A 10,770-nucleotide genomic window follows, 5' to 3' on the forward strand; every position below is an offset into this window, starting at 1 on the left:
ATCAGCTCCAATTATATTCTGTACTTTCAGCTGCTCTAAAGCATGCTGCCGCTACTCTTGCTTTAATTGTGTAGTCCAAGGCTCCCTTGTCTACTGCAATAACCTTTACATTTTCTACATCTAATTCCTTTAAAGTTTCTCTTATAACTTTTTCAATTTGTTTTCCAAATTGCTTTTTTACTGAACTCTCAAGTTCAATAGTTATTCCTTCTCCATCATCAACTGTAATTAAAATATCATTTGATTCAAGAGTTCCAGCCATAGCCTCTTTTTTTAATTTCAAAATATCCCTCCTACTTCTCTACATGAGCGTTCCAAAGAGTATTGATCCTATAACGAGTATAATTCCTCCACCAAGTCTTGATGAAAGTTGAGCGTAAGAAATAAGATCCATTCTGTCAGCTGCTCCAAGAACAGCAAGGTCCCCAGATCCACCTCTATTAGCCATACATAATCCTGCTGTAATAGCAGAGTCAACAAAGAAAAATCCTACAAGATGCCCAATTAAACCTGAACCAATAATTGCACCAATAACAATTAATAAAGCCATTACAACATTTCCTAGTGTAATCGCTGCTCTAAGCTCAAATAAATCTGTTTCAGCACCAACACCAACCATTATAAGAATTACAATATTCTTAGTAAAGAATGTTTGAACTTCCTTTGCAGCTTGTCTCAATTGTCCTGGAATAATTCCAAATCCATTAGCAAAAGCTACTAAAATAATCATAAATGCAAAAGGATGAATTGGCACAGAAGGAACTAGTGGATCCCAAATCTTATCTGCAATAAGATTTCCAAGTTGATAAAAAGTAAGACCCATAAGAATTGCTCCAGCATAATCTTTGATTTGAGTTGTGAATTTTTCTTCTTCCTTTCCAATTTCCGGAGCAGATCTCATAAGAGTTTTCTTATCTCCTGTTAGTTTAGGATTGCTTTCACCAATTCTGTTTAAAATACCGCCAGCAATAATGGCAAAAATATTTGCAATAGTAAGAATTGAAATAGCAAATCCATAATAATTTGCAGCATCATCTCCAGTAACTCTCTGATAAATTTGGCTTAAAGGAACAGCTCCCGCACCATTTCCTCCGCCCATTACTGGAAGAACATATTTTAAAACAGTGTCAGCAGGAGAAACTCCAAAAATAAATCCTCCAAGAATTCCAAGAATTGACGCACCAAGTACACCTCCAAGAATTGCTGGAATATAACCTGCAAAAGACTTCAACATAAGTTGTCTGTCAAGTCCAAGAAGTGAGCCAGTAATAAGCATAATTATAAAAAAGTTCAACAAACCCATTGGTTTTGAATTAACAGACTTAATAAGTTCAACATAATCCTCAGGAATAAAATTATAAAAAACTAATATTGCTGTACCTAAAAATGCAAAAACAAGTCCACCACCAATATAGGTGTTCCAAATAGGAATTCTCTCACCAATTTCATATAAAATAATACCAATTGCGAACATAAGGGCAACACCCCCTGCTAAATCTTTAGATAAAACTCCCAAATAAGTTGCTATAAAAACAATTGCCGACAAAACTAGCAACATTGGAAGATTTAATCCAAAATATTTTTTCTTCATAGAAAAAACCTTCTTTGTTAATATAATACATCACTATGCATATATTGTTCAACATTCTAAAGTTTATTATCTGAAATTTAGTCCATACAATAAATTATAGGATTAATAAACTTATTTTTCAGTAAATATTGTAATCCATAACACATTTATAATAATAGCTAAAACTAAATTTCTTAATTTTATCTTTGCTTTTTTTAAATTAATAGAATCTTTGTACTTAAAACCAAGTTTTTAATACCACCAAAAATTCCAATAAAACTTATGTTTAAATACTATTTTCTTAATATATTTCTTACTTTTTCTTCAAGCTCTCTCAAACTATGCCTTTCTTCTTTTATGCAATTTCTTGCTACATCTTCACATATTATACACTTTCTTTCAGGCAGGTTTAAATTTGCTCTTGATATTTGTCTAAAATTTTCGTCATATATGTCTATATCCAAAAGTCTTCCAGATTCGTTTCCTTCCTCTAGTTTCATCATTTCTCTCTTTATGAACTTTCCATCTCCATCAATAAGTGCAATATACTCCATCCCTGTGTCAAGATTATTGTACTCTTCCCATAAAATTTCTATTTTATTTTCTTCTAAAACTTTTTTAATCTCTTCTATATATTTTTTATGAAAATTTACTGCATCTTCAAAATTTTTTTCACTTCCAGGAATATTTAACATAAAAGAAAGTACAGGCTTTTTATTTTCTTCCACAAATCTTTTAATTTTGTAATATCTCTTTTCTTTGGAATCAAGCATTTTCTGCATTGCAATTGTTTTAGAGTCTTTCATTTATTATCCTCTGCCCTTCTTCTGACTTTAGAGCTTTAATTGTGGCTTCTGGCAAAAACTTGTAGGCTTCTTCAAATTTTCTTTCTTTTAAAAATAATCTAACCTTTGAGGCTGATATTATTTCATCGTCCAGACTTGCCCTTGGAATTTCAACAACTTTTATTCCATAATCTGGCAAGATTCTTTCCATAGTTTCGTTATAATTTTTTGTAACTAAATCCTTATCTTCTGTCCCAACAAATCTTTTTTTTATGTTTAAGGTCCTAGCAAAATACCTTCCAAAAATTTTTGAGTCAAGCTCTGAATAGGCCTTTAATATAGTTTTTTCATCCTTGTAAAAATATGTCGGAAAAGTGTTTTTTGAAATTATATAGTTGTTGCCGGGGTGAACAAGCACGTCATCAAACTTTTCCAACTCTTCTTTTACAATCTTATACCTAAAGTCATAAGGGAAGGTTGATTCGTCCTCCTCCACCATAAAGACGTGTAAAAGGTCTGTCATCTTTCTCGCTTCATTGATTAAGTACAAATGTCCTTTTGTCATAGGATTGGCATTTACAACAATTGCTCCAGACTCCCTTTGATCCTCAATATTTTTTAATAGCTGATTGAGTTCTTCAATTTTATTATCTAAAAGGGCAACATCTTCTGTCTTTTCAACTATAGAAAATCCAAAATCTGTAAAGATTTTAATACTTTTTGGCTTAGTAAAAATAAAAAGATGCTTATTTCCTACTTGGTATTGGTGGTCGAGGAGTCTAGTTATTATTGTGTTTGTAATCCCCATGCCCTGATAAGTTGGGTCAATGGCAAAACACTTTAAGATCCTTCCGGCACAAGACCCAGTCCCGACAACTTTATCGCCATCAAGAGCAACAATTGTGTAGTCCACGTCTCTCTCATATTTTATATCAAAGCCTTCCAAAAATTTCTCAACATCTTTTTTCTCGAACTTCATTACTTGTCTATAATCAATCAATATTTCCCTCCAAGAGATAAAAATACAGTGTCAGAATCAAAAAGTCGGCACATCCACCTGGACTTAAGTTCCTCCTCTTGTATTCTTCATTTATTTTTTGGATTTCTCTCATTCCATCTTCATTTTCGTACAACTTGTTTTTAAGAACATATCCAGAAGTTTCTTTTAAAAACTCTAAACCCTCAAGCCCCCCTCTTTTTATTATATTTGAATCCTCAACAAAAGACATAAAATAAAAAAGGGTTCCATTTAGTGCGCAATCAAGATTTGTTTCTTTTTCAATTTTTTTTAAGAGATCGAGTCCCAAAAGTACTCTAGAAAATCCATCCTCAGCTTCCTCTCGTATTCCCTTTGAGCCATATTTTTTATAATTTTTTTCTCCATGGCTTGTCGCATTTTTTTTATTTAATTCGCTGGTAATCCCTCGATTCAAATATGCAACTCGTGAAGTTATCTTTTCAAAAGAAAATTTTTCTTTTCTTATTTCAATAGCCGTGGCGTATACAATTAAGCCTAGAGAGAAAATAACTCCCTTGTGTGTGTTGGCCCCGCCTGTTGCATCTTTCATCTTTTTTTCGTATATAATTCCAAAATTTCTTAGTTCATCATAATCTTCACCATCTGACTTTTCTCCGAGTTCATAGGCAATTTTAAAATAATCGTGAAGAACCAAAGCTGACTTAAAAAAATCTATATAATCCATGTCCTTGTGAGCGCCTCTATCTATTAAACTTACAAGACCAGGCTTAGGGCTTAGTGAAACTTCATATATAAGAGCATAGGTCGCAATTCTTGCAACAATATTAGAGTTTAACATAATACCTCCAGCTTAATTATAATAAATAAAAAAATTTTCATCTACTTTATTATTTTGTTAAGTCGACACTACTTTTTTCAATAAAAAACTGAGGTTTCCCCCAGTCTTTAAACTATATTATAAACAAATTATTTTAAAATTGTAGGTCATTATATTTTGCCTTAAACACGTAAAAGTTTTCGTTTAATGTGGTTATTATTTGTTCTTGGTGTTCTTTATCTTTAGTATCTATTACCACACTTACTATCATTGAATCGATTGTATCTCCTACTACATCTATATTTTGTTCAATTTTAACTATGTTTGCTCCTTCTCTTTCTAAAAGTTTAGTCATGCGGGTCATTTCACCTGGTTGGTCATTTAATTTTATTCTAAGTTCCATTCTTCTATTTGTTTTGTAAAGGCCTTTTTCAATAACCTTTGAAACTCTTGTGACATCAATATTTCCTCCAGAGAGAACACAACAAACTTTTTTTCCTTTGAAGTTAAATTTTTTATACATAAGTGCTGCCACTGTTGAAGCTGCTGCTCCTTCTGTTATTATTTTGTTTTTTTCAAGAAGAGTCAGAATTGCAGAAGAAATTTCACCTTCTGTTACTAGAACTATGTCATCTACATATTCTTTTACAAGTTCATATGTAATTTTACCTGGAGTTTTTACTGCTATTCCATCTGCAATTGTAGATCCTCCTTTTACTGTCAAAATTTTTCCTTCTCTAACTGACTCATACATGCTCGGAGATATTTTTGTTTGAACTCCAATTATTTTTATATTTGGATTTATATTTTTGGCTGCCAATGCAATTCCTGATATTAGTCCGCCGCCTCCTATGGGCACAACTATTATGTCAAGGTCTGGAATTTTTTCAAGTATTTCAAGTCCTATCGTTCCTTGTCCTGCAATTACTTTTTCATCGTCAAAAGGTGCTATAAATGTATAGCCTTCTTCCCTTGAAAGTTTTTGTGCATAAGCTGCTGCATCGTCAAAGGAATCTCTTACAAGTTCTACTTCTGCTCCATAATTTTTTGTGGCTTTTACTTTTGATAACGGTGCATGATAAGGCATACATATTATTGAAGAAATTCCTCGCTCTGTTGCTGACTTAGCAACTCCTTGTGCGTGATTTCCTGCTGAACAAGCTACAACTCCCTTTGATGCTTCTTCATCTGTCAGTGTTGCAATTTTATTGTATGCTCCTCTTAATTTAAAAGAACCTGTTTCTTGTAAAACTTCTACTTTTAAATAAACGTCTTCCCCTAGATTAGGTGCATATACGATAGGCGTTTCTTTTATGTGACCTTTAAGTCTTTCTCTAGCGTCATAAATTTCTTTTACATCCATATTATTCTCCTTCTTTCTTATGATGAACTATGCTTACAAATTTATCATCTTCCAAAATCTTTCTAACCCTTTTTTCAAAGTCCATTCGGCTCATCCAGATAACTCTTTCACAGCCAAGACATTTCAACTTTATATCTGCACCTTTTCTCATAATTTCCCATTTATTTTCACCACAGGGATGCCCTTTTTTCAAAGTTACAATATCCCCAAGATTATAATAAAGCATCGCTATCCTCCACTTTTAATATTTTGTTTTTTACTACTGGCGTCTTTATATTTTCTCTTTGCATAGTTTTTAATATTTCTGCTCTTATTGCATATTCTAAATCATATTGATTGCCTTGCTTTGTGTAATAAACAAGGCTCATCTTATATGCGTCTTTATCATTTTCTGTTACTCCCCAAAGATCTGGACCAATAACCATTTTTCTGTCATTTTTAAATTTCTTTAAACTTTCATCTATTTTTTCTTTTACAAAAGTTGGATCACAAGAATTATCTACATAAAATTCTATTTTTGTCCTAATATTTGCTCTTTGTTTGTTTGACACAACTGAAATATTGCTATTTGGAATTATGTGAAGTATTTTAGAAAAGTCACGTACTTTAGTAACTCTAAGTCCTAAATATTCAACTACTCCTTCAATCCCTTCTATCTCAACTAAATCTCCAACAGAATATTGATCTTCCAAAATTATAAAGAATCCATTGATTACATCTTTTACAAGATTTTGTGCACCAACACCTATTGCCAGAGAGAATACTCCAAGAGTTGCAAGAATAGGTGCAATAGAAATATTAAATACACTCATAATTATTGTAACCCCAATAAAAATAAGTATAATTTTTATTATTCTTTTTATTAAATTTGTAATTGTAACAATCCTGTTGTAAGATCCCTTTTCTTTAACTTTTTCTGAACTTAGTTGCCTATCTATACATCCATCTATTATTTTTAAAAGGACACATATTCCTACTATAATAATTATTACAATAAAAATCTTCTGCCAAGATCCCATACCTTTAAATGTAGATCTAAGTGCTTTATCAGCTTCATTTGCCACATGATTTGTATTTTTGTTTAAATTCACTTTGCACCTTCTTTGTAAGTTGTTTCTATTTTATCTTCGCCTTCTCTAACTGTATTTGAACTCACAACGGAGTATAAATCAATTTCTCCATTTCTAAGTGCTCCAATTAAAAGTCCATTTATCTTTATTTTATCTAAAGAATATCCAAGCCTCGTATAAAACTCTCCTTTGTTCCCAATTTCTCCACCAATATCACTTGGACCATAAACATAAATGGAGCCTGAAACATTTTCCATCTTATTTACATTTGCAGCTATAATTCTTTTGTCTACTGGATTTAACGTATAATTATATTTTGTTATAATTCCAGAATGAAGAAGGTAAGTATTTCTACCATCTACTAACACATCGGAAATATTCGGTACTTTTTCTTCGTATTTCGTTCCCGAATCCAAAAATCTGTAAAGAGATTTATCTGTAAGTGCAAGAACAGATCTTTTATCTTTTTTTACAAACATAATTATCTCATGATTTATAACTTCGCTTTTTTTCTCGCCCTTATCTAAAGAGTAAAGTAGAGAACTATAACCGCTTGCATCATTTTTCATTTCTGCCACAGAAAGATTTTTGGAATCTAGGACATCGTGAGTCAAAATTTTATTGCCCGTCTTATAAATCTCTGAAAGCGTAGAATCATTGTCCATTAAATATAAAATTTCATTGTTCTCATCCATTATGTGAAAAACAATATTTGCATTTTCATAAGAAATATTAAAAACATTTCCCTTAACTTCTAAAGAACTAAGAAGCTCTCCCATCTCAGAATACATGTGAACTTTTCCCAAATCTTTTTCATATAAAAAAGCATAATTGCCCGCAAAAAATGCTTCAACATTTTCATCTTCACGCTGAATCTTCTTTATAATATTTCCATCTTTATCAGTTATATATAAAACTGGGTCTGCCCACAAAAATACAGACTTAGATGCAATATTAAAATCCTTTATAGGTTCATTTGTACTGACGCCTTTAAGTCTTATTATAGTTCTGTCCTTTGAAAAATTATTGTGATTAAAATATATAAATCCTAAAAAAATTATAAGTAATATTAAAATAATTGCGTGATTTTTTTTTATCTTCAAAAATATCACTCCCAGGTTAATTATATCATTTATAATTTTATTTTTAAATTTTAATTGAAATAAAAAAAGAGATGCCAAAACATCTCCAAAAATATTTTAAAATTCTTCTATTTTTCTTTTTATATTTTCCTTTGTAAATCCAAATCTCTCAAAGACTTCTTTGCCTTTTCCACTAGCTCCGAAAGTATCTATTGAAATTGCCATACCGCCTGTCCCAATATATTTGTGCCATCCAAAGGACGAAAGTGCTTCAATTGAAATTCTCTTAGTAACTTTTGAAGGCAAAATCTCTTCTTTGTAAGCTGAATTTTGTGCGTCAAAAAGTTCCATTGAAGGCATTGAAACTACACGAACACCTTTTAAATCTTCTGCTGCTTCTAATGCAAGATGTACTTCTGAACCTGTAGCTATTACAATTTTTTCAAGTTCTCCTTCTTCTTTTTTAATTATATAAGCACCTTTTTTTATATCTTTTTTAGAGTTTTCAAGCTGTGGCAAATTTTGCCTTGAAAGTGCAAGTACAAAAGGTGTATTTTGTGAATTAAAAGCAAGGTTAAGAGCTGATGCAGTTTCTCTTCCATCTGCTGGTCTTACTACAACTAAGCCTGGGATCGATCTAAGCATTGCCAAATGTTCAATTGGCTCATGAGTTGGACCATCTTCTCCAACTCCAATAGAATCGTGAGTAAATATATAAACATTTGGAAGATTCATAAGAGCAGCAAGCCTAATTGTCGGTTTTAAATAATCGCTAAAAACTAAAAATGTTGCAGCGTAAGTTTTAAGCCCTCCATGAAGAAGCATTCCATTTGTAATTGCACCCATTGCGTTTTCACGAACACCAAAGGTTAAATTTCTGCCGTATCTATTGTCTTTTGAAAAATATTCTTCTCCCTTTAGCATTGTCTTGTTAGATGGTCCTAAATCTGCTGAACCACCAAAAATATTTGTATTTTCTTTTGCAATTTTATTTAAAACTTCTCCAGAAACGGCACGAGTTGCCATGTCCTTTGTAAAACTATCATAATAAGAATCTTCTAATAGTTCTCTCTTTTCATTCTTAAAGGAATTTAAATATTTTTCATATTCTTCTTTATACTTTTCTTTATATTTTTCTTCAATTTTTTTCTTTTCTTTCGCTTTTCTTGTATTTTCTTCAACAATTTCATTAAAATATTTTGCTACATCTTCTGAAACATAAAAATCTTCATCAGGTAGGCCAAAAAATTTCCTTGTAGATTTTCTATTTTGAACACCAAGAGGTTCTCCATGTGCCTTTGCAGAATCTTCTCTAGGTGAACCATATCCAATTTTTGTCTTTACCTCAATAAGTGCAGGCCCACTAGATTTTTTTGCTTCTTCAATTTTTGCATTTATATCTTCTAAATCATTGCCATCATTTACGACAAAAGTATCCCATCCAAGAGCTTTATATCTATCCACTACATTTTCAGAAAAAGCAAGATCTGTCGATCCTTCTATGGAAATTCTGTTAGAATCATAAAGTACAATTAACTTATTTAATTTTAAAGTTCCTGCAAGAGAAGACGCTTCATTGGAAATTCCTTCCATTAAACATCCATCACCAACTAAAGCATAAGTGTAGTGATCCACAAGTTTTAAATCTTTTTTGTTATAAATTGCAGCAAGTTTTTCTTCTGCGATTGCCATTCCCACTGCCATTGCAATTCCCTGTCCAAGAGGTCCAGTAGTTGCCTCTACACCTTTTGTGTGCCCATATTCAGGATGGCCTGGCGTCTTAGAATCAAGTTGCCTAAAATTTTTCAAATCTTCAATAGTAAGACCATAATCAAAAAGATAAAAAAGTGAATACAAAAGTGCAGAACCATGTCCTGCAGATAAAATAAATCTATCTCTATTTGTCCAATTTAAATCTTTAGAATCTCTTACAATATGATTTTTAAAAAGAGCATAGGCCATAGGCGCTGCACCAAGGGGTAGCCCTGGATGTCCTGAATTTGCCTCTTCAATTTGATCCACTGAAAGCATCCTTATAGTATTAATAGCTTTATTATCAATATTCAAAATTCCACTCCTCACTCAACTGAATTTTTATCTTTTAAAACTGCGAACAAAAACTTTGGCAAGTCAATTTGCCTTTTTATCCTAGAAGGATTTTTTATCAGCCTGTATAACCACTCAAGTCCAAGTTTTATAAAAACATCTGGTGCTCTATTTGCCCTTCCTGACAAAATATCTAAAACGCCGCCATTTCCAATAATTATCTTTGCCTTTATTTCATCTTTAAATTCATCTATCCATTTTTCCTGACGCGGAAAACCAAAACCTACAAAAACAATATCCACATCTTTATCATTTATCTCTTCAATTATTTTCTTCTCTTCCTTTGAATTTTCTCCGTCAATTCTAGAATTAAAATATCCATTGTGATATCCAACGACATTGGCATTTTTATATTTTTTATTTACAGCACTTGCAGCATCCTTTGCCACGCCTTCTTTTCCACCGAGAAAATATAAATTAAGACCCATCTCGTCAGCAAGCTCCAAAAGCTTAATAGAAGTATCAAACCCTGTAACTCTTTCTTTTAAAGGCTTCTTTCTCATTTTAGAAGCGTGTATAAGACCAATCCCATCAGCTAAAACTAAATCCCCTGAATTAATTAAATCTTTAAGATTCTCATCTCTTTTAGCTGCCATTACAATCTCTGTATTTGGCGTATAAATCTTATTAAGTTTATCTGATTTTAAAAAATCTCTCAAAATATTTTCACAATCATTATTACTAATATTAAAAATTTCAACACCAAAAATCTTTACTTTTTCCATAATCCTCTCCGATAATAAGTTTATCACATAAAAAAGAGCTTTTCTATAAAGAAATAATTTAACTAAAACTTTAAAATAAAAAGGGGCTGTTGCAAAAGTCCCATCATAGAAAAAGACGAGGAAATATAAAAATCCTCGTCTTTTTTTGATAAAATGTATTTATGAAAACCTTTAAAAATACATCATCATTAAATAACTATACACTAGTTAATGATACAATTCAACTACGATTAAACTTTAATACAGAAATATATATTCAAAATGATGTTAAAA

The 10,770-nt window shown here is 31.5% G+C and carries 11 protein-coding genes; all 11 read right to left on the reverse strand.

What is annotated here, in order from left to right; genetic code table 11:
- Window position 1: 1 nt before the first annotated feature.
- The 11 genes from citD to RH95_RS02770 all read right to left on the reverse strand — a co-directional run bounded on the left by citD (window position 2) and on the right by RH95_RS02770 (window position 10,497).
- Entirely contained in the window at window positions 2-283 is a 282-nt protein-coding gene (citD, locus tag RH95_RS02720; RefSeq protein ID WP_010242982.1) for a citrate lyase acyl carrier protein, read from the reverse strand.
- Between the two features lie 18 nt (window positions 284-301).
- On the reverse strand, window positions 302-1,591 hold the full coding sequence (locus RH95_RS02725; RefSeq protein WP_010242985.1) for a 2-hydroxycarboxylate transporter family protein: 1,290 nt from the start codon (window positions 1,589-1,591) through the stop codon (window positions 302-304).
- 272 nt (window positions 1,592-1,863) lie between these two features.
- On the reverse strand, window positions 1,864-2,376 hold the full coding sequence (gene citX / locus RH95_RS02730) for a citrate lyase holo-[acyl-carrier protein] synthase (RefSeq protein WP_010242988.1): 513 nt from the start codon (window positions 2,374-2,376) through the stop codon (window positions 1,864-1,866).
- Window positions 2,363-3,355: a [citrate (pro-3S)-lyase] ligase gene (gene citC / locus RH95_RS02735; protein WP_010242990.1), complete on the reverse strand. Its 993-nt coding sequence runs from the start codon at window positions 3,353-3,355 to the stop codon at window positions 2,363-2,365. The genes citX and citC overlap by 14 nt, the downstream gene beginning before the upstream one ends.
- Window positions 3,348-4,172, reverse strand: a complete 825-nt coding sequence (locus tag RH95_RS02740; RefSeq protein WP_010242992.1) for a triphosphoribosyl-dephospho-CoA synthase — start codon at window positions 4,170-4,172, stop codon at window positions 3,348-3,350. Before RH95_RS02740 ends, citC begins: the two co-directional genes overlap by 8 nt.
- A gap of 133 nt (window positions 4,173-4,305) precedes the next feature.
- Window positions 4,306-5,514 carry a threonine ammonia-lyase gene (gene ilvA, locus RH95_RS02745; protein WP_010242994.1) on the reverse strand — a complete coding sequence of 403 codons (1,209 nt, stop codon included), beginning with the start codon at window positions 5,512-5,514 and terminating at the stop codon, window positions 4,306-4,308.
- Window position 5,515: 1 nt separating this feature from the next.
- Window positions 5,516-5,740 (reverse strand): DUF951 domain-containing protein, encoded by a 225-nt coding sequence (locus RH95_RS02750; RefSeq protein ID WP_010242996.1) that lies wholly within the window; start codon window positions 5,738-5,740, stop codon window positions 5,516-5,518.
- Window positions 5,727-6,605: a mechanosensitive ion channel family protein gene (locus RH95_RS02755; RefSeq protein ID WP_010242997.1), complete on the reverse strand. Its 879-nt coding sequence runs from the start codon at window positions 6,603-6,605 to the stop codon at window positions 5,727-5,729. Before RH95_RS02755 ends, RH95_RS02750 begins: the two co-directional genes overlap by 14 nt.
- A complete protein-coding gene (locus tag RH95_RS02760; RefSeq protein WP_391527298.1) occupies window positions 6,602-7,696 on the reverse strand; it encodes a hypothetical protein in 1,095 nt (364 codons plus the stop codon). The genes RH95_RS02755 and RH95_RS02760 overlap by 4 nt, the downstream gene beginning before the upstream one ends.
- Before the next feature lie 87 nt (window positions 7,697-7,783).
- Window positions 7,784-9,733, reverse strand: coding sequence for a transketolase (tkt, locus tag RH95_RS02765; protein ID WP_010243001.1), 1,950 nt, complete (start codon window positions 9,731-9,733; stop codon window positions 7,784-7,786).
- An 11-nt stretch (window positions 9,734-9,744) separates the two neighbouring features.
- Window positions 9,745-10,497 (reverse strand): WecB/TagA/CpsF family glycosyltransferase, encoded by a 753-nt coding sequence (locus RH95_RS02770; RefSeq protein WP_010243009.1) that lies wholly within the window; start codon window positions 10,495-10,497, stop codon window positions 9,745-9,747.
- Window positions 10,498-10,770 lie beyond the last annotated feature (273 nt).

Source organism: Peptoniphilus rhinitidis 1-13, from assembly GCF_000246925.1.
In the GTDB taxonomy this organism is placed as follows: domain Bacteria; phylum Bacillota; class Clostridia; order Tissierellales; family Peptoniphilaceae; genus Peptoniphilus_A; species Peptoniphilus_A lacydonensis.

Coding starts and splice junctions, on each gene's coding strand:
- ilvA (WP_010242994.1), bottom strand. CDS start 5,514: ATGGATGTAAAAGAAATTTATGACGCTAGAGAAAGACTTAAAGGTCAC.
- RH95_RS02750 (WP_010242996.1), bottom strand. CDS start 5,740: ATGCTTTATTATAATCTTGGGGATATTGTAACTTTGAAAAAAGGGCAT.
- RH95_RS02740 (WP_010242992.1), bottom strand. CDS start 4,172: ATGTTAAACTCTAATATTGTTGCAAGAATTGCGACCTATGCTCTTATA.
- citX (WP_010242988.1), bottom strand. CDS start 2,376: ATGAAAGACTCTAAAACAATTGCAATGCAGAAAATGCTTGATTCCAAA.
- RH95_RS02770 (WP_010243009.1), bottom strand. CDS start 10,497: ATGGAAAAAGTAAAGATTTTTGGTGTTGAAATTTTTAATATTAGTAAT.
- RH95_RS02725 (WP_010242985.1), bottom strand. CDS start 1,591: ATGAAGAAAAAATATTTTGGATTAAATCTTCCAATGTTGCTAGTTTTG.